Origin of the sequence: Isoptericola sp. NPDC056605, from assembly GCF_042792795.1 — a bacterium.
Taxonomy (GTDB): Bacteria; Actinomycetota; Actinomycetes; order Actinomycetales; family Cellulomonadaceae; genus Isoptericola.
In genome coordinates this window covers 82,425-99,339 of sequence record NZ_JBHTVT010000004.1, presented here as the reverse complement: position 1 = coordinate 99,339, position 16,915 = coordinate 82,425, and the positions used below count along the sequence as shown (strand labels likewise).

Below are 16,915 nucleotides of genomic sequence, written 5' to 3'. Positions count from 1 at the left end.
ACGGCCACCGCCAGGGTCCCCGGCCCCGCGACTCCCGGGGACGGCCCGCCGGGACCGGCGCGATGGGTCGCCACCGGATGGGACGACCCCCGCGTGGCCGCCCTCCGGGACGCCATGGACGCGGACCTCGCGCCCCGCTACGCCGCCCTGCGCGCCGAGCGGGCCCGCCTGTTCGCGGCGCGCGCGCCCGGCGGCCTCCAGGTCGTGCCGACGGCCGAGGAGGTCCTCGTGACCTGGTTGGCCCTCGTCGGCGACGAGCCTGTCGCGACGGCGTCGCTGCGCCGGCTCGGCACGCCGGACGCGGCGACCGACGCGGTGACGTACGAGGTCAAGCGGCTCTTCGTGCTCCCCGCCCACCGGCGGCGCGGCCTGGCGGCCGCGGCGTTGACGGCGGTGGAGGGCTCGGCGCGGGAGCGGGGGATCGGCGAGCTGCGGCTGCAGACCGGTGTGCTGCAACCGGAGGCGGTCGCGCTCTACGAGCGCGAGGGGTGGCGGCGGATCCCGCCGTACCCGCCCTACCCGCCCGAGTCGAGCGTCTGCTTCGTCAGGTCGCTGCGGTAGCCGGGACAGCACGTGCGGGTCCGGCATACGAGACCGCGCCGGACCGGGGTTGACGGCCGCGCCCTCGTCGGCTTCCCTGCGCCCCAGGTGACGAGCGCCAGTGCCAAGGCCCGGCTGGCTGGCCGGCAACCCTTCGACGTGACGGGGTGCCCCGGGAGCGACCTGACCGCTGCGCGACCGCGCGGGGGTAAGCACGGTTCTCCAGGAGACGACGTTGACGACCCTGACCGAGACGCACCCCACCGACCCGACCCGGCCCCACGGGTTCACGACGACACAGGTCCACGCCGGGGGTTCCGAGGGCGACGGCCCTGGGAGCGCGAGCCCTCGAGCGACCCCGATCCATCTCACGGCGGGGTTCCGGTTCGCCGGCTACGAGGACGCCGAGGCGCACTTCGGCGCCGGCGAGGGATACGCGTACACGCGCCACGGCAACCCGACCACGGAGTCCGTCGAGCGCCGGATCGCCCGCCTGGAGGGCGGTGCCGAGGCGCTGTTCCTCGCCTCGGGCCAGGCGGCGATCACGACGACGCTCCTCGGCCTCGTCGGCGCGGGCCAGCGCGTGCTCGCCTCGCCCAGCCTCTACGAGGGCACGCGGGGGCTGCTCCTGGAGAACCTGCCCCGCCTCGGGATCGAGACCGACTTCGTCGCGGACCCGGCGGACGTCGGCGCGTGGGAGCGGGCGATCACCCCGGACACCCGGGTCGTGTTCCTGGAGTCGATCCCCAACGCGCGCGGCGACGTGCACGACCTCGCCGCGATCGCGCGGGTCGCGCACGCCCGCGGTCTCGCGTTCGTCGTCGACAACACGCTGGCCACCCCGTACCTGCTGCGACCGATCGAGCACGGCGCCGACGTCGTGGTGCACTCCGCGAGCAAGTTCCTCGCCGGGCACGGGTCGGTGCTGGGCGGGGTGGTGGTCGACGCCGGGACGTTCGACGCCGAGGCGTCGGGCCGGCTGTACCCGCACCTGGTCGCCCCGTCGCGGCTCGGCGGGGCGAGCCTCGTCGAGCGGCACGGCGGCCGGGCCCGGATCGCCTACCTCCGCGAGAGCGTCGCGCCGCGGTTCGGGCCGACCCCGTCGCCGATCAACGCGTTCCTCGTGGGGCAGGGCGTCGAGACGCTCTCGTTGCGCGTGGCACGGCAGAGCACGAACGCGCTGGCCGTCGCGCGGTTCCTCGAGGGGCGGCCGGAGGTCGACCACGTGGACTACCCGGGCCTCGGTTCGAGCCCGTCGGACGGGCTCGCGCGCCGCTACCTGCCCGACGGGCAGGGCGCCGTCCTGCAGGTGACGCTCCACGGCGGCGCGTCGGCGGCGCGCCGGTTCGTCGAGGGCCTGGGGATCGTCACGCACATGACGCACGTGGGCGACGTGCGCTCCCTCGTGCTGCACCCGGCGAGCACCAGCCACGTGCTGCGCACCCCGGCCGAGCAGGCCGCGCAGGGCGTCCACCCGGGCACGCTGCGCCTGTCCGTCGGCATCGAGGACCTGCCCGACCTCCTGGACGACCTCGAGCGCGGCCTCAAGGCGGTGGCGGCATGACCCGGCTGCAGCACCTCGGCTGGTTCCTCGCGCGCGGCTTCGGCCCGCACGGCTGGGGCCACGACTCCCTCGGGTGGGGCTACGACTGGACCCGGCCGGACCTCTACCAGGAGTCCGCGCGGGCGCTGGACCAGGCCGGGCTCGACCTGCTGATCATCGAGGACGCGCCGTCCCTCGGCGGGCCCGAGACGCTCGACCTGCGGGTGCGCGCTGCGTTCGGCGGGCCCAAGCACGACCCGCTCCTGCTGGCCCCGTACCTGTTCGCCGCGACGCGGCACCTCGGCGTCGTGCCGACCGTGAACCCGGCCGCCGTCCTGCCGTACACCGCCGCGCGGCAGCTCGCGTCGCTCCAGCACCTGTCCGGCGGACGGCTCGGGATCAACGTCGTGACGGACGTCGGCAGCGCGCGGCACTTCTCCGACGCGCCACCGCTGTCCCACGACGCCGCGTACGACCGGGCCGAGGAGTGGCTGGCGGGGGTGCGCGACCTGTGGCGCAGCTGGGACGACGGCGCGCTCGTCGCGGACCCGGTGACCGGCCGGTACGCCGACGGGTCGCGGCTGCGGCCGGTGCGTCACCGCGGCGAGCACTACGCGTTCGACGGGCCGCTGAACGCGATCCCGTTCCCGGACGGGGACGAGCCCGCGATCGTCTCGCCCGGCGGGTCGGCCCGGGGCCTCGGGTTCGCCGGGGCCAACAGCGACGTGCAGCTCGCGCTGGCCCCGCTGACCCAGGAGGGCGTGCGCGCCTACCGGGCGAAGGTGCACGCCGCGGCCCGCGACGCGGGGCGGGCGCCCGAGGACGTCAAGGTGCTCTTCGCGATCAAGCCCGTGCTGGTGTCCAGCCCCGAGGAGGCGGACCGGGTGGTCGCTGCGTCGGCGCGCCCGGACGAGGCGACCCTGCTCCGGGTCGCCGAGCAGCAGTCGAGCGACCTGGAGACGGACCTCACCGCCCTCGACCTGGACGCGCCGCTGCCGCCGGGGACGTTCGGCGAGCACGTGTCGCACGGGTCGGTGCGGCGGCTCGTGGGGGACCACGACGTCGCGACGACGCCGCTGCGCGCCCTGCTCACCGCGTTCGCGCGGGCCGGGCGGATCGCCGACCGCAGCGGGTGGGTCGGCACGGCCGACGAGCTCGCCGACCTGATCGAGGAGCTCGGCGAGTGGGGCAACGACGGCGTGCTGCTGTGGGGCGACCTGCACCCGGTCACCGTGCACCGCACGCTCGACGTGCTGGTGCCGATCCTGCGCCGCCGGGGGATCCTGCGCACCGAGCACGCCGAGGGTGGCCTGCGCGCCAACCTCCGCAGCTTCTGACCGTGGCGGCCGGGGCGTCCGCCGCCGGCCTGCCGGGCCGACCGTCTCACCTGAAGAGACGCTCGGCCGGAACCCTGGGGCGCCGCGCGCCGCGGACCTAGGTTCCCGACACCGGGACCGGCCGTCATCGCCCCGGGGCCCCGGGCCCCGCGGCGGCACGGACATCGACGCAGACTTCGAGGAGCAGCACATGTCGAGCACCACCACCCCGAACAGCATCCCGTCGGCCGTGCGACCGGTCGTCGCCGTCGCCCTCGACGGCGCGGGCTGGCACCCGGCCGCGTGGCGGGAGCCGGCGGCCCGCCCCGAGGCCCTGACCGACCCCCACTACTGGGTGGACCTCGCCCGGCGTGCCGAGGCGGGCCTCGTCGACCTCGTGACCTTCGAGGACAGCTTCGGCCTGCCGACGGTGCCGTACGACGACCCGGACGGGGAGCGCGTCGATCGCGTGCGGGTGCGGCTCGACGCCGAGCTGGTCGCCGCGCGGGTCGCACCCGCCACCCGGCACGTCGGCCTCGTCCCCGTGGTCACCACCACGCACACCGAGCCGTTCCACGTCTCCAAGGCGCTCGCCACGCTCGACCACACGAGCCGCGGGCGCGCGGGTTGGCAGGTGCGGGTGTCGGCGGTCGCCGCCGACGCGGCCCTGACCGGCCGTCGCGAGGTGCCCGAGGTCGCGTTCGAGGACTTCCTCGCGGTGCGCGGAGCCGAGCACGTGGCCGACCTGTTCGACGAGGCCGTCGCCGTCGTCGACACCGTGCGCGCGCTGTGGGACTCGTGGGAGGACGACGCCGAGATCCGCGACGCCGCGACGCGCCGGTTCATCGACCGCGACAAGGTGCACCGGGTCGACGCCGAGACGCCCTGGTTCTCGGTGCGCGGGCCGTCGATCACGCCGCGCCCGCCGCAGGGCCAGCCCGTCGTGACCCTGCTCGCGCACGCCGCGATCCCGTACGAGGCGGCCGCCCGGGCGGGCGACGTCGTGTTCGTCACGCCCGCGGACGACGCCGGCGCCCCGGCCGTGCTCGCCGACGTGCGCGCGGCCGAGGAGCGCGTCGGGCGCACCGGGGAGCCGCTGCGTGTGGTCGCGGACCTCGCCGTCGTGCTGGACACCCCGGGGGAGCGCGGCGCGGACCGCCTCGCGCGCCTGGACGACCGTGCCGGCGGGCCGTGGGTCACCGACGTGCGCGTCGTCGTGGGCAGCGCGGCCGAGGTCGCCGACGTCGTGGAGGCGTGGGTGCGGCTCGGGTACGACGGCGTCCGGCTGCGGCCCGCCGTCCTGCCCGACGACCTGGACGCGATCACCGCCGACCTGCTGCCCGAGCTGCGGCGCCGTGGGCTCGCGCGCACCTCCTACGACGCCGACGGCGCCACCCTGCGCGGGCTGCTGGGCCTGCCCGCGGACGTCCCGAACCGCTTCGCCGCCGTCTGAGACGGCCCTGGCAGCGCCGACCGTGGCATCGCCGACCGTGACACCGCCGACCGTGACACCGCCGACCGAGAGGACCCGACCATGAGCATCCCCGAGAACAAGCCCCGCAAGCAGATCATCCTCGGCGCCTACCTGGGCGGCGTGAACCACCACACCCTGTGGCACCTGCCCGAGGCGGGCAGCCAGATCGACTTCTCGTCGTTCGAGCACACGGCGCGCACCGCCGAGCGGGGGCGCTTCGACTTCTTCTTCCTCGCCGAGGGGCTCGCCCTGCGCGAGCGCGACGGCGAGGTCTTCGACCAGGACGTCGTCGGGCGCCCCGACACGTTCACCGTGCTGGCCTCCCTCGCTGCCGTGACGGACCACCTGGGCCTCGCCGGCACGATCAACTCGACGTTCAACGAGCCGTACGAGCTGGCCCGCCAGCTGGCCTCACTGGACCACCTCTCGGGCGGGCGCGCGGCGTGGAACGTCGTGACGAGCTTCGACGCCTTCACGGGGGCCAACTTCCGGCGCGGCGGCTTCCTCGACCGCTCCGAGCGCTACGAGCGCGCGGCCGAGACGCTGGCCACCGTGCGCGAGCTGTGGGACTCCTGGGCCGACGACGACCTCGTGATCGACAAGGAGGCCGGCGTGTTCGCCCCGCGCGGCGCCGGCGCCTTCCGGCACTCCGGCCCCCAGTTCGACGTGGCGGGACGGTTCGGGGTCCCGCGGCCGCCGCAGGGCCACCCCGTGATCCTGCAGGCCGGGGTGTCCCCGCAGGGGCGGGACTTCGCCGCGGCCGGTTCCGACGCGATCTTCTCGCCGTACGGCAGGTTCGAGGAGGCGCGGGAGTACTACGTGGACGTCAAGGCGCGGGCGGCGCGGCTCGGGCGCAACCCCGACCACCTGAAGATCCTGCCCAGCGCGTCCTTCGTGCTGGGGGACACCGAGGCCGAGGCCCGCGAGAGGTCCCGGTGGGTGCGCGAGGAGCAGGTGCCGGGCCGGACGGCGCAGATCCTGCTGGAGCAGATCTGGAACCGCGACCTGTCGGGGTACGACCCCGAGGGCCCGCTGCCCGACGTCGAGCCCCTCGTGGACGCGCCCCCGTTCATCGCGGGGCGGGCGCTCATCCACGCCGACCGGCCCGCCACGGTCGCCCGCCTGCGGGCGCGGGCGCAGGCCGAGGGGCTCTCGCTGCGGCAGACGGCGATCGAGGAGTTCACGCGCGGCAGCTTCGTCGGCACGCCCGCGCAGGTCGCCGACGCCCTCGACGACTTCGTGCAGCGCGACGGGTCGGACGGGTTCGTGCTCGGTTCGCACCTGGTCCCCACCGGGCTCGACGAGTTCGTCGACCGCGTGGTCCCGCTGCTGCAGGAGCGGGGGTCGCTGCGCACCGAGTACTCGGGCTCGACCCTGCGGGACAACCTGGGGCTGCCCGCGCCCGTGCGCGCAGACTCCGCCCGGGCGGAGGTGACGGCCGCCGGCGTGTGACGACGGTAGGGTCCGGGTCATGGCGACGGTGCTCCCCTTCGACGGCCACACCCCCGAGATCGACCCCACGGCGTGGGTCGCCCCGACGGCGACGATCATCGGTCGCGTGCGCATCGGGCCGCGCGCCAGCGTGTTCTACGGCGCCGTGCTGCGCGGCGACATGGACGCGATCGTGCTCGGGGAGGGGTCGAACATCCAGGACAACTGCGTGGTGCACACGGACACCGGCGTGCCCGCGACCATCGGCGCCGGGGTGGGCGTGGGGCACGGCGCGATCATCCACGGCGCGACCGTCGGGGACGGCAGCCTGGTCGGCATGGGCGCCACGCTGCTGAACCACGCCGTCGTGGGCGAGGGCGCGTTCGTGGCCGCCGGGGCGCTGGTGCGCGAGGGGCAGGAGATCCCCGCCGGGCACCTCGCCGTGGGCGTCCCCGCCAAGGACCGCGGGCCGCTCGACGCCGAGGGCGCCGAGCGCGTGCGCCGCAACGCGATCGAGTACCAGGAGCTGGCCGAGCGGCACCGCCGCTCGATCGGCTGACACCGCCGGCTGACACCGGCGGCGACGCCCATCGGCGGGGCCGGGCGTCCAGCATCCGAGAGGCGCGCCGCCGGCCTTGCGGGGCCGCCGCGGGGGTGGTCGGCTGCGCGCATGACGACACCCTCCACGGGCACCCTGCCCACGCGCGCACTGCCGACCCGCACCCTGGGCGCCGGCGCCCACGCCCTCACCGTCTCGGCCGTCGGCTTCGGCGGCATGTCGGTGGCCGACTCCTACGGCCCGGCCGACGCCGCGGAGGCCGAGGCCGTGCTGCGCCGCACCCTCGAGCTCGGCGTCACGCTGATCGACACGGCGGACGTGTACGGCGCCGGTCGCAACGAGGAGCTCATCGGGCGGGTGCTCGGCCCGCAGCGCGACCGGATCGTGCTGGCGTCGAAGTTCGGGCTCGGGAAGCATCCCGACGGTCGCCCCGTCGACGGGCGCCCGGAGTACGTGCGCGCCGCGATCGACCGGTCGCTCGCCCGGCTCGGCACGGACCACCTCGACCTGTACTACCTGCACCGGGTGGACCCGCAGGTGCCGGTGGAGGAGACCGTCGGCGCGCTCGCCGAGCTGGTCGCGGCGGGCAAGGTCCGCGCGATCGGGCTCTCCGAGGCGGGCGCGGACACGGTGCGCCGCGCGCACGCCGTGCACCCGGTCACCGCCGTGCAGAGCGAGTACTCGCTCTGGACGCGCGACCCCGAGGACGCCGTCCTGCCCGCGCTGCGCGAGCTCGGCATCGGGTTCGTGCCCTTCTCCCCGCTCGGGCGCGGCATCCTCACCGGCACGGTCGACCAGGTGACCGACCTGGCCGCCGACGACGTGCGCCGCAAGCACGCCCGCTACGCCGGGGAGGCCTTCGAGCACAACCGCGCCCTGGTGCGGGCGCTGGAGGACCTCGCCGCCGCCCGGGAGGTCACCACCGCACAGCTCGCCCTCGCGTGGCTGCTCGCGCAGGGCGAGGACATCGTGCCCATCCCCGGCACCAAGCGCCTGCGCTACCTGGAGCAGAACGTCGCCGCCGCGTCGCTCGACCTGGGGCCCGACGACCTGGCGGCGATCTCCGCCGCCATCCCGCGCGGCGCCGTGCAGGGTGTGCGGCACCCGCAGCCCGACCTGCTGGAGGCCTGAGCGCTGCAGGCCCGAGCGGCCGCCGGGCCGGTCAGGCCGGCTCGGCGGCGGGCGCGAGCGTGGCAGCCAGCACCCGCCACCCCTCGTCGGCACGCACCCAGAGGCGCGTGTAGACCAACCGCGCGGACACGGCGGTGCCGCCCTGGATCGCGTCCACGGCGGCGACCAGCCGGGTCGTCCCGCTCGCGACGTCCTCCTGGACTTCGAGCGACTCCTCCTCCAGGCGGGTGATCTGCAGGAAGCCGGAGCGGTAGCTCTCGAGGTCGTCGTGCTTGGAGAAGACGGACCCGTCCGGGCCCGCCCCGACGCACCGAGGGTGCAGCAACGCCTCGAGCGCGTCGACGTCTCCGGCGCGCTGGGCGGCGTGCAGCGCGTGCTCTGCAGCAAGAAGGCTCATCGCCCGAGCCTACGCACCGCCGAGCCCGTACCGCGCCGGCGTGGACACCCTCACGCGTCGGCAGACACGAGCCAGAACGGCGCGGTCTCGCAGCCGTTCGTCGTCACGCCGTCAGGCAACCGGTCGTGCGCCCCTCCCACCAGCTCGACGTCCTCGCCCAGAGGCGGGATCGGCGCCTCCGCAGGGAAGATCGCGGTGTAGACCGTGTCCGAGGACTCGTCGTCGACGACGATGCACCCGTGGACCGCGGCGACCCGGCCTCGGAGGAGGGCCTGGTCACCTCCGGCGCCCGTCGGTTCGTAGCGGGCGACGACGACGTCGGGGTCGACGCTCGGCCCGGGTGCCGTCTGGCACCCCGCGAGCACGGCCATGCCGACCGTCAGCAGGGCCACGCTCGACATCCCGCGCCCGCGCATCCGCCGCCCCGCTCTCGTCGCCGTCATCAGGCGTCTGTGGTGCAGCACGGGCGCCCTCACCACACTGGTGTCGTCACACGTCGAGGACTTGCACCGGTCCGCAGGGACGAGGGCACCCGTTCCGCCGGAACCGGCTCTTTCGCCACCCCGCACGGCCCTCGGTCACGCCCTAGGCGAGCGGCGTGCGGATCGCGCCGAACGCGGTGCGCGCGCGCAGCCGGAACCCGAGGTTCTCGTAGAGCCGGATCGCGTTCGCGTTGTTCCCCGCCGCGTGCAGCATGGGCCGGGCGCCGCGCTCGCGGACGTGGTGCGCGACGTCGAGCACGAGGCGGGTGGCCAGGCCCTGGCCGCGGTGGTCGGGATCGGTCGTCACGGCGCTGATCTCGGTCCAGCCCTCCGGCTGCAGCCGCTCGCCGGCCATCGCGACCAGGCGTCCGTCGCGCCGGAACCCGACGTAGCGGCCCATGAGGTACGTGCGCGGCAGGAACGGGCCCGGCCGCGAGCGCTCGACGAGGGCGAGCATGTCGGGCACGTCGTCGGCGCCGAGCACGATCGCCTCGTCGTCCGGGCGGGTGGTCAGCCGGTCCGTCTCGACGAGCTGGACGCCCTCGTGGAGCGAGGCCCGCTCCCACCCCGCGGGGAGTGCCACGTCCGCCGGCGGCCCCGGGAACTCCGCGCCGTGGCCGGCGACCTCCACGATCGCGTCCCAGACGTCCGGGTCGTCCCACGACCGGACCGCGGCGAACGGGGACACGTCGGCGGGGTAGCGCAGCACCAGCTCGTTGCCCTCCGCCAGGTGCGCGTGCGCCCCGGTGAGCGACGACCAGCGCGGGTTGTCGAGGACGGCCTCGGACGCGGTGCCGAGCGTGCCGGCGGGAGCGTCCGGCGTGGTGGTCGTGGTCATGTCGCCTCCTGGTCTGCCGTCGCAGAGTACGTGCTCAGGGCGCGGGAACGAGCGTCGGTTCGCTGTCGGCGTCGACGGTCGCGGACCGGCTCCGGGCTCGCCGGGTGAGCGGTTCGCGCAGCCCGAGGTGCTCGCGCAGCGTGACGCCCTCGTACGCGGTGGGGTAGGCCCCGCGCTCCTGCAGTGCGGGCACCACCTTCTCGACGACGTCGTCCAGCCCGGACGGCACGATCCACGGGCTGAGGTTGAACCCGTCGACGGCGCCGGTGCGCACCCAGCGGGTCAGCTCGTCCGCGACGGCGCCGGGGGTGCCGGTGAAGCCGCGCTCGCCGGCGTTGCGGATCACCAGCTCGCGGATCGACAGGTGCTCCGCCTCGGCGAGGGCGCGCCACTGCCGGGCGACCTCGTGCGTGCGCGCCCCCGTGGTCGCGGAGCCGCGCTCGCCGCCCAGCTCCTCGACCACCGGGTCGTGCGCGGGCAGGGGGCCGTCCGGGTCGTACGACGAGAGGTCCTCGCCCCAGATGTTGCCGACGATCGACAGCGCGGTGGCAGGCGTGACCTGGGCGTGCCGCACCCAGCGCGCCTTCTCCTCGGCCTCGGCCGGGGTGTCGCCGACGACGATCGCGGTGCCCGGGAAGATCTTCACGTCGTCCTCCGGCCGTCCGGCGGCGACGACGCGGCGGCGCACGTCGGCCGCGAACTCCAGCGCGTCGGCGAGCACCGCGCCGTGCCGGGAGAAGATGACGTCGGCGTGCGCGGCGGCGAAGTCGCGCCCCTGGGGCGAGTCGCCCGCCTGGAAGATCACCGGGTGGCCCTGCGGGCTGCGGGGCGTGGTGACGTCGAGCACCAGGTCGCGGGGGGTGCGCAGGTCGGCGCCGGGCACGGTCACCCGCGCCACGTCGCCGTCGGTGCCGTCCGGGAACGCGTCCCAGACCCCGCGGGCGACGGCCAGCACGGCCGCGGCCCGCTCGTAGCGGTCGGCGTGGTCGAGGTAGCCGCCGCGGCGGAAGTTCTCGCCGGTCCACGCGTTGTCCGTCGTCACGACGTTCCACGCCGCCCGCCCGCCGGACAGGACGTCGAGGCTCGCGAGGCGCCGGGCCAGGTCGGCAGGGTCGTGATACGTCGTGTTCTGGGTGGCGACGAGGCCGATGCGCTCGGTGATCGCCGCCAGCGCGGCGAGCTGGGTGATCGCGTCGGGGCGGCCCACGACGTCCAGGTCGTGGATCCGGCCGCGGGTCTCGCGCAGGCGCAGGCCCTCGCCGAGGAAGAACGCGTCGAACAGCCCGCGCTCGGCGGTGCGGACCACGCGCTCGAAGGAGGCGAAGTCCGTCTGCGACCCGGACTCCGGGTCGGACCAGATGGTGGTGTGGTTGACGCCCTGGAAGAAGACGCCGAAGTGCACCTGCGCGCGGGGGCGGGTGATCGGCGCGTCGGGGGCGTGCGGTGTCGTCGGTGTGGTCATCGGAGTTCCTCAGGCGGTCGCGACGGCGGTCGGGGCGGCGTGCCGCGCCCGGGTGCCGGCGTCGGGTCGGGTCTCGTAGCGGTTCGCGGGGCGCGGCAGCCCGAGCGTCTCCCGCAGGGTGGCGCCCGCGCGGGGCGGCGCGGTGAGCCGGGCGGCGCGCAGCGCGGGCAGCACGTCGCCCGAGAGCACCGGGAGGTCGGCGTCGAGGACGGCGGGCAGCAGCCGCACGCCGGCGACGTCGCCCGACGCGGCGAGCTCGGCGAGGAGGCCGGCGAGGCCCGGGGCGTCGCCGGTGTACCGCAGCGCGCCCGTGCCCCAGCCGGTGCGCGCCCCCGAGGGCGTGGCGGCGTCGAGCTCGGCGAGCCGGGCGGTCGCGGTGCGGCCGCCGGCGTCGAGCACCACCTCCAGGTCGAGCACCGCCCGGGCGGCGCCGTCGGGCCCGCCGGTCCCCGCGGCCGTCGCGGCGCGTGCCGCCGCGCGGGCGGTGGCGACGTCGGTGCCGCCGACGAGTGCGACGTCGACCAGGGGCTCGGCGCGCACCGAGGGCGCGACGTCGGCGGCCGCCGCGAGCACCACGAGCTGACCCTGGGGCGGGCGCGGCGTGATGAGCGGGCCCTTGACGGCGAAGCTCTCGCCGACGAAGTCGACGTGGTGCAGCCGGTCGCGGTCCACGTAGCGGCCGGTGGCGACGTCGCGGATCACGGCGTCGTCCTCCCACGAGTCCCACAGGTCGCGCACGACCTGCACGACGTCGCGGGCCTCGCGGGCGAGGTCGGCGACGTCGTCGCGGCCGTAGGCGGCCGCCGTCTCCGGGGTGCGGGTCGTGCCGGCGAGCCAGCCGCCCCGGCCGGAGGCCGCGATGTCGAGGGACGCGAGCTGGGCCGCCACGTGGAACGGCTCCGGGTAGGTGGTCGGCACCTGGGGCACCAGGCCGATCGCCGTGGTGGTGCGGGACACGAACGCCGCGCGCGTGACGGCGTCGAGCCGCGCGGAGGCCGGCGACCCCGCGACCGCGGGCAGCAGGGCGTCGGCGAACGTGGCGAAGGTGACGCCGGCGTGCTCGGCGCGGCGCACCGTGCGGGCGAGCCGTGCGGCGGAGACGAGCTCGGTCACGGCGATCCCGGTGCTCGTGACGGCCGCGGGGTGCGCGCCCGCGCCGTCGACGTCGAGCCCCACGAGGAAGGGAGAGGTCAGGGTGGTCATGGTGCGGGGGCCGCCTCTCAGATCTGGGACTCGTCGCCGAGCCGGTGGTAGGTCCGGTCGAGGTAGACGAGCGGCGAGGCGTCGTCCGACCCGGACTGCAGCGCGCGCAGGGACACCAGGTAGCTGTCGCCGACCGGCGTCCGCTGCACCACCCGGGCCCGCACCCACGAGACCGCCCCGTCGATCACGGGCTCGCCCGAGGGCAGGGCCGTCCAGCCGCCGTCCGCGAAGCGGTCGATGCCGCTCGTCGCGAACCGGGCGGAGAGGTGGTCCTGGTGGTCGGCGAGGAAGCTGATCGCGAGCGTGCTGGCCTCCGAGACGGCGGGCCACGACGAGGAGGTGGACGCCAGCGAGAACGCCAGCAGCGGCGGCGCGGCCGACACGGAGATCACGGACGTGGCGGTGAACCCGACGGGGCGGCCCTCGTGCGCGAGCGCGACGACGGCGACGCCTGCCGGGTGCTGGCGGAAGACCGTCTTGAACTCGTCGGGGGACAGCTGGGGCTCGTCCTGCTGGGCCAGGAGCTCCTCGATCTCGGACAGGGCGGACAGGTCGGTGTGCGCGTGGGTGTGCTCCGTGGTCACAGGGCGGCTCCCGTCAGCTCGGCGGCGGTGGCGTCCGTCGTGGTGGTGGTCGTGGCGGTGGCGGCCGTGGCGGTGGCGGCCGGCGCGGCGGGTACGCCGGCGGCGCGCCGCAGCGGCGTCGCCCAGCGGGCGAACCAGGGGTCGAGCGCCTCGCCGAGGTCGGGCAGCTGCGCCTCGGTGAGGGTCAGGGTGCGGGTGGGCACGACGGCACCCAGCTCCACGAGGACGGGCCGCAGGTGCGCCTCGCCGGCGAGCGCGTGCGCCGGGTTGCCGGACACGACGAGCGGCACGACCACGACGCCCGCCAGGCCGTCCGGCCCGTAGAGGTCGAGGAACGACTTGAGCAGACCCGTGTAGGAGGCCTTGTAGACGGGGGTCGCGACGACGGCGACCGTGGCGCGCGCCAGGCGGTCCTTCGCCTCGTCGGCGGCCGGGTGCGCGGCCGTGAGGATCTCGCCCGCGAACGCCGCGAGCTCGATCGTCGCCACGTCCGTGGTGCCGAGCAGCTCGGCGACGCGGCGCCCGGCGGCCTCGGCCGCGGCCAGGGTGCGCGAGCCTTCGCGCGGGTTGCCGGAGACCACCACCACGGAGGCGGCGGAGGGGCGGGTGGGTTCGGTCATCGGGTGTACCTCGCAAGTCCGTCGATCACGCTTGCCGCGCGGCGTCTCGGCCCGCGGACGGGCCGGCCGGCGGCCTGGTCATCCTCCGGAGCACCCCGCCGTGACGTGGGGTTGCTGCCCAGCCAGCCGGGGCTTCGCGCTGGGGCTCTTGACCTGGGGCGGAGGTATAGCAGCCGTTTCGCAGAACGCCAGGCTGCTCCCGAGAATTCTCACGATCCGGACGCGGTGCGGTCCACGGTCGACCGCGCCGCGTCCTCCCCGACGGGTCGGTCAGGCCGCGGCGGCCGCCGCCCGCGCCGCGCGGAGCGGAGCGAGGGCGTCCGACCAGGCCACCACCTGGTCCAGGAGCTCGTCGAGCGCGGCGCGCTGCCGGGGCTCCGGGTCGAGCTCGCGGTACTCGCGGAAGTCGTGGTGGAACGACAGCGCCACCTGCGTGCGGACCGTCGCGAGCTGCAGCTCGGCCGCGACCAGGCGCAGGTGCTCCACGGCCCGCGCACCGCCGAGGACGCCGTAGCCGACGAACCCCGCCGCCTTGTCGTTCCACTCGGCGTACAGGTAGTCGAGGGCGTTCTTGAGGACCCCGGGCACCGAGTGGTTGTACTCGGGGGTCACGAACACGAAGCCGTCGAACGGGGCGACGGTCGCCGCCCACCGCCGGGTGTGCTCGCCGGCGTACTGCCCGCCCGAGGCGGGGACCGGCTCGTCGAGGTGGGGCAGGTCCTGCTCGGCGAGGTCGACCAGCTCGAAGCGGGCGTCGTCGCGCCGTCCCGCGACGTCGAGCACCCAGCGCGCGACGCGCTCGCTGTAGCGGCCGGGTCGGGTGCTGCCGGTGATGATCGCGATCGTCGTCATGGTGCGCCTTCCGTCGGGTCGGGACGATCTCGGTCGCCCCGACGTGTTGTGGTCGATGGCGGGAACCTCCGGTGACCGGTGCCCTATGCCCGGTCGGCCACCCGCACCATGAAGTGCGTCACGCACCCCGGGGTGCGGATCGGGACGGAGCGAGCATGGCGAGCACGGAGATCGGGGACGGCGCGGAGATCTGGGACGGCGCGGGGACCTGGGACGGTGCGGCGGGCTCGGCGTGCGCGGGCGAGGACGACCGGCGCAGGGTCCGGGAGCTCTTCCACCGCGTGGGTGACAAGTGGTCGCTGGTGGTGCTGGCCGAGCTCGGCGCCGGGCCCGTGCGGTTCACGACGCTGCTCGGCAGGGTCGAGGGCATCTCCCACCGGCTGCTCGCGGTGACGCTCCGGCGCCTCGAGCGGGACGGGCTGGTCGCGCGGACCGTCTACCCGGAGGTGCCCCCGCGCGTCGAGTACGCGATGACGGGGCTGGGTGCGTCGCTCCTGGTGCCGCTGGCGGCGTTGGCGGGGTGGGGCGAGCGGCACGGGCCGACGATCGACGCGCACCGCCGCGCGGACGACCGGCGGCGCGGGGTCGGCCGGGCGTCGCAGGACGGCGTGCCGGAGGGCCGCTGACCGGTGGTCGGCGGCCCTCCGACGATGACGCGGGGCGGGTGCGGCGGTCCGCTCACGCCTCGAGCCGCAGGCGGGCCCCGAGTGCGCACGAGGCGACGACGGCCGCACCGGCCACGAGGACGACGTCCTTGAGCACGTACTGCCCGAGCAGGGTCATGCCGTGCCCGAACAGCTCGTCGCCGAACAGCGCGACGGGCGACAGGATCCCGACCATGGCGACGGCGAGGACGACCAGGCCCACGCGCAGCAGTCGCCCGCTGACCAGGGTGAGGCCGATGAAGGTCTCCATGACCGCGACCAGGACGACGGCGGTCGCGGCGGGGACGAGCCCGAGGGTGAGCGTCTCGACGGTGCGGCCCGCGATCTGCTCGGCGGGGCTGGCGCCGGGGAAGAACTTCAGGACGCCGAAGCCGAGGAACACGAGCCCGAGCGCGACGCGCAGCGCCGGGACGGACCACCGGGTGAGGAACCGGGCGAGGGCGGTGACGGCGACGTCGAGCCGCAGCGCCACCTGCTCGGCGAGCGCGTTCGGGAGGCGGCGCGTGGCCGGGTCGGCGGGGGTGCCGGGGGCGGGGACGCCGGCGGTCGGGCGGTGGGTCGGGCGGCGGGTCGGGGTGGAGACGGACATGGTGGTGCTCTCTTCCAGGGGGTGGTGCGACCCGGGGGTGGTCGCCCTGGGAGAGAGGCGTCGTCGGGGCGCCGGATGCGCGGGGCCGCGGTTTTCGCCCGCTCGTCACCCGCAGGGAGGTGACGCAGACTCGGGGCATGGGCCCGCGCAGCTTCCGCTGGGTGTTGCACGTCGACCTCGACCAGTTCCTGGCCGCGGTCGAGATCCTGCGGCGTCCGGAGCTCGCGGGGAGGCCGGTGATCGTCGGCGGGCGCGGCGACCCGACGGAGCGCGCGGTGGTCTCCACCGCGTCGTACGACGCGCGGGCGTTCGGCGTCCGGTCGGGGATGCCGCTGCGTGCGGCGGTCCGCAAGGTGCCGGACGCCGTCCTCCTGCCGGTGGACCGCCCGGTGTACGAGGAGGCCTCCGCCCACGTGATGGAGACGCTGCGCGGGCTGGGCACGGTGGTGGAGGTCCTCGGCTGGGACGAGGCGTTCCTCGGGTACGACGGCGAGGACCCGGAGGGGTTCGCCCGGCTCGTGCAGCGGGCGGTGCTCGACGCGACCTCGCTGCACTGCTCGGTGGGTATCGGCGACACCAAGGTCCGCGCGAAGATCGCGACCGGGTTCGGCAAGCCGGCGGGCGTGTACCGGCTCACCGCCGAGAACTGGTTCGACGTGATGGGGGAGCGACCGACCGTCGACCTGTGGGGCGTGGGAGCGAAGGTGTCGAAGCGGCTCGCGGCGCACGGTATCGACACGGTCGCGCGGCTCGCCGCCGCGGACGAGGCCGTCCTGGTCGGCGAGCTCGGGCCGCGCCTGGGCGCCTGGTACGGGGAGCTGGGCCGTGGGCAGGGCTCCGCCGTCGTCGACGACACCCCGTGGGTGGCCCGGGGGGCACAGCCGCGAGACGACGTACCAGCGCAACCTCACGACGCCCGAGCAGGTCGCTGCGGCGCTGCGGGAGCTGGCGGCGCAGGCGCACGCCGACACCGAGGCCGAGGGGCGGGCCGTCTTCCGGGTGGGGCTGAAGGTGCGCTACGCGCCGTTCTTCACCAGGACGCTGTCGCGGAAGCTGCCGGCGCCGACGCGCTCCCTGCAGGAGGTGACCGCCGCGGTGCTCGACCTCGCGGCCGGGCTGGAGCCCGGCCGCGAGGTGCGGCTGCTCGGCGTGCGCGCCGAGATGGTCATGCCCGAGGACGGTACGGACGCCGCGACCACGCCGGTGCGCGGGCGGATCTGAGCCACGTG

At 75.9% G+C, this 16,915-nt stretch carries 17 protein-coding genes, 1 pseudogene and 2 riboswitches; of the genes and pseudogenes, 9 read left to right on the top strand and 9 right to left on the bottom strand.

All coding sequences use genetic code 11. The annotated features are described in order from the left end of the window. Window positions 1-93: 93 nt before the first annotated feature. The 7 genes from ACFQ8Y_RS06000 (at window position 94) to ACFQ8Y_RS05970 (ending at window position 7,994) form a co-directional block, all read left to right on the top strand. Window positions 94-561, top strand: coding sequence for a GNAT family N-acetyltransferase (locus ACFQ8Y_RS06000; protein WP_430584916.1), 468 nt, complete (start codon window positions 94-96; stop codon window positions 559-561). 86 nt (window positions 562-647) lie between these two features. Continuing rightward, window positions 648-761: riboswitch (SAM riboswitch) on the top strand. Window positions 762-775: 14 nt separating this feature from the next. Further along, window positions 776-2,104: an O-acetylhomoserine aminocarboxypropyltransferase/cysteine synthase family protein gene (locus ACFQ8Y_RS05995; RefSeq protein WP_430584915.1), complete on the top strand. Its 1,329-nt coding sequence runs from the start codon at window positions 776-778 to the stop codon at window positions 2,102-2,104. Further along, window positions 2,101-3,420, top strand: coding sequence for an LLM class flavin-dependent oxidoreductase (locus ACFQ8Y_RS05990; protein WP_430584914.1), 1,320 nt, complete (start codon window positions 2,101-2,103; stop codon window positions 3,418-3,420). Before ACFQ8Y_RS05995 ends, ACFQ8Y_RS05990 begins: the two co-directional genes overlap by 4 nt. Window positions 3,421-3,610: 190 nt before the next feature. Further along, a complete protein-coding gene (locus tag ACFQ8Y_RS05985; RefSeq protein WP_430584913.1) occupies window positions 3,611-4,852 on the top strand; it encodes an LLM class flavin-dependent oxidoreductase in 1,242 nt (413 codons plus the stop codon). A gap of 81 nt (window positions 4,853-4,933) precedes the next feature. Beyond that, window positions 4,934-6,325: an NtaA/DmoA family FMN-dependent monooxygenase gene (locus ACFQ8Y_RS05980; RefSeq protein ID WP_430551167.1), complete on the top strand. Its 1,392-nt coding sequence runs from the start codon at window positions 4,934-4,936 to the stop codon at window positions 6,323-6,325. A 19-nt stretch (window positions 6,326-6,344) separates the two neighbouring features. Then, window positions 6,345-6,863 (top strand): gamma carbonic anhydrase family protein, encoded by a 519-nt coding sequence (locus ACFQ8Y_RS05975; protein WP_430551168.1) that lies wholly within the window; start codon window positions 6,345-6,347, stop codon window positions 6,861-6,863. Window positions 6,864-6,974: 111 nt separating this feature from the next. Continuing rightward, complete coding sequence (locus ACFQ8Y_RS05970) at window positions 6,975-7,994, top strand: aldo/keto reductase (protein WP_430584912.1); 1,020 nt, start codon at window positions 6,975-6,977, stop codon at window positions 7,992-7,994. A gap of 31 nt (window positions 7,995-8,025) precedes the next feature. Here the strand turns inward: ACFQ8Y_RS05970 and ACFQ8Y_RS05965 are convergent, their stop codons facing one another. From ACFQ8Y_RS05965 to ACFQ8Y_RS05930, 8 genes are all read right to left on the bottom strand, one after another. Next, a complete protein-coding gene (locus ACFQ8Y_RS05965) occupies window positions 8,026-8,391 on the bottom strand; it encodes a nuclear transport factor 2 family protein (protein ID WP_430562273.1) in 366 nt (121 codons plus the stop codon). A gap of 50 nt (window positions 8,392-8,441) precedes the next feature. Beyond that, window positions 8,442-8,834 (bottom strand): hypothetical protein, encoded by a 393-nt coding sequence (locus tag ACFQ8Y_RS05960; RefSeq protein ID WP_430584911.1) that lies wholly within the window; start codon window positions 8,832-8,834, stop codon window positions 8,442-8,444. Between the two features lie 142 nt (window positions 8,835-8,976). After that, a complete protein-coding gene (locus tag ACFQ8Y_RS05955; protein WP_430584910.1) occupies window positions 8,977-9,711 on the bottom strand; it encodes a GNAT family N-acetyltransferase in 735 nt (244 codons plus the stop codon). Window positions 9,712-9,745: 34 nt separating this feature from the next. Beyond that, window positions 9,746-11,173, bottom strand: a complete 1,428-nt coding sequence (locus ACFQ8Y_RS05950) for an LLM class flavin-dependent oxidoreductase (protein WP_430584909.1) — start codon at window positions 11,171-11,173, stop codon at window positions 9,746-9,748. Window positions 11,174-11,182: 9 nt separating this feature from the next. Beyond that, on the bottom strand, window positions 11,183-12,376 hold the full coding sequence (locus ACFQ8Y_RS05945) for an LLM class flavin-dependent oxidoreductase (protein ID WP_430584908.1): 1,194 nt from the start codon (window positions 12,374-12,376) through the stop codon (window positions 11,183-11,185). 17 nt (window positions 12,377-12,393) lie between these two features. Further along, the gene (locus tag ACFQ8Y_RS05940) at window positions 12,394-12,960 is read right to left on the bottom strand and encodes a flavin reductase family protein (RefSeq protein WP_430551175.1); all 567 of its coding nucleotides are present in this window, start codon (window positions 12,958-12,960) and stop codon (window positions 12,394-12,396) included. Next, complete coding sequence (locus ACFQ8Y_RS05935) at window positions 12,957-13,580, bottom strand: NADPH-dependent FMN reductase (protein WP_430584907.1); 624 nt, start codon at window positions 13,578-13,580, stop codon at window positions 12,957-12,959. The genes ACFQ8Y_RS05940 and ACFQ8Y_RS05935 overlap by 4 nt, the downstream gene beginning before the upstream one ends. A gap of 22 nt (window positions 13,581-13,602) precedes the next feature. Further along, window positions 13,603-13,734, bottom strand: a riboswitch (SAM riboswitch). Window positions 13,735-13,850: 116 nt separating this feature from the next. Then, window positions 13,851-14,432 (bottom strand): NADPH-dependent FMN reductase, encoded by a 582-nt coding sequence (locus ACFQ8Y_RS05930; protein ID WP_430551177.1) that lies wholly within the window; start codon window positions 14,430-14,432, stop codon window positions 13,851-13,853. Between the two features lie 155 nt (window positions 14,433-14,587). Between ACFQ8Y_RS05930 and ACFQ8Y_RS05925 the strand changes: the two genes are divergently transcribed. Further along, window positions 14,588-15,058 carry a winged helix-turn-helix transcriptional regulator gene (locus tag ACFQ8Y_RS05925; RefSeq protein WP_430584906.1) on the top strand — a complete coding sequence of 157 codons (471 nt, stop codon included), beginning with the start codon at window positions 14,588-14,590 and terminating at the stop codon, window positions 15,056-15,058. Window positions 15,059-15,110: 52 nt separating this feature from the next. On the opposite strand, the gene ACFQ8Y_RS05920 is transcribed toward ACFQ8Y_RS05925, so the two are convergent. Then, window positions 15,111-15,686 (bottom strand): DoxX family membrane protein, encoded by a 576-nt coding sequence (locus tag ACFQ8Y_RS05920; protein ID WP_430584905.1) that lies wholly within the window; start codon window positions 15,684-15,686, stop codon window positions 15,111-15,113. Window positions 15,687-15,823: 137 nt separating this feature from the next. Between ACFQ8Y_RS05920 and ACFQ8Y_RS05915 the strand changes: the two are divergent. Beyond that, a pseudogene (locus tag ACFQ8Y_RS05915) lies at window positions 15,824-16,907 on the top strand (DNA polymerase IV). Window positions 16,908-16,915 lie beyond the last annotated feature (8 nt).

Bases quoted from the DNA above. Each gene is read 5' to 3' on its own strand.
- ACFQ8Y_RS05990 (WP_430584914.1), top strand. From the start codon at position 2,101: ATGACCCGGCTGCAGCACCTCGGCTGGTTCCTCGCGCGCGGCTTCGGC.
- ACFQ8Y_RS05985 (WP_430584913.1), top strand. From the start codon at position 3,611: ATGTCGAGCACCACCACCCCGAACAGCATCCCGTCGGCCGTGCGACCG.
- ACFQ8Y_RS05980 (WP_430551167.1), top strand. From the start codon at position 4,934: ATGAGCATCCCCGAGAACAAGCCCCGCAAGCAGATCATCCTCGGCGCC.
- ACFQ8Y_RS05975 (WP_430551168.1), top strand. From the start codon at position 6,345: ATGGCGACGGTGCTCCCCTTCGACGGCCACACCCCCGAGATCGACCCC.
- ACFQ8Y_RS05970 (WP_430584912.1), top strand. From the start codon at position 6,975: ATGACGACACCCTCCACGGGCACCCTGCCCACGCGCGCACTGCCGACC.
- ACFQ8Y_RS05965 (WP_430562273.1), bottom strand. From the start codon at position 8,391: ATGAGCCTTCTTGCTGCAGAGCACGCGCTGCACGCCGCCCAGCGCGCC.
- ACFQ8Y_RS05960 (WP_430584911.1), bottom strand. From the start codon at position 8,834: ATGACGGCGACGAGAGCGGGGCGGCGGATGCGCGGGCGCGGGATGTCG.
- ACFQ8Y_RS05955 (WP_430584910.1), bottom strand. From the start codon at position 9,711: ATGACCACGACCACCACGCCGGACGCTCCCGCCGGCACGCTCGGCACC.
- ACFQ8Y_RS05950 (WP_430584909.1), bottom strand. From the start codon at position 11,173: ATGACCACACCGACGACACCGCACGCCCCCGACGCGCCGATCACCCGC.
- ACFQ8Y_RS05945 (WP_430584908.1), bottom strand. From the start codon at position 12,376: ATGACCACCCTGACCTCTCCCTTCCTCGTGGGGCTCGACGTCGACGGC.
- ACFQ8Y_RS05935 (WP_430584907.1), bottom strand. From the start codon at position 13,580: ATGACCGAACCCACCCGCCCCTCCGCCGCCTCCGTGGTGGTGGTCTCC.
- ACFQ8Y_RS05930 (WP_430551177.1), bottom strand. From the start codon at position 14,432: ATGACGACGATCGCGATCATCACCGGCAGCACCCGACCCGGCCGCTAC.
- ACFQ8Y_RS05925 (WP_430584906.1), top strand. From the start codon at position 14,588: ATGGCGAGCACGGAGATCGGGGACGGCGCGGAGATCTGGGACGGCGCG.
- ACFQ8Y_RS05920 (WP_430584905.1), bottom strand. From the start codon at position 15,686: ATGTCCGTCTCCACCCCGACCCGCCGCCCGACCCACCGCCCGACCGCC.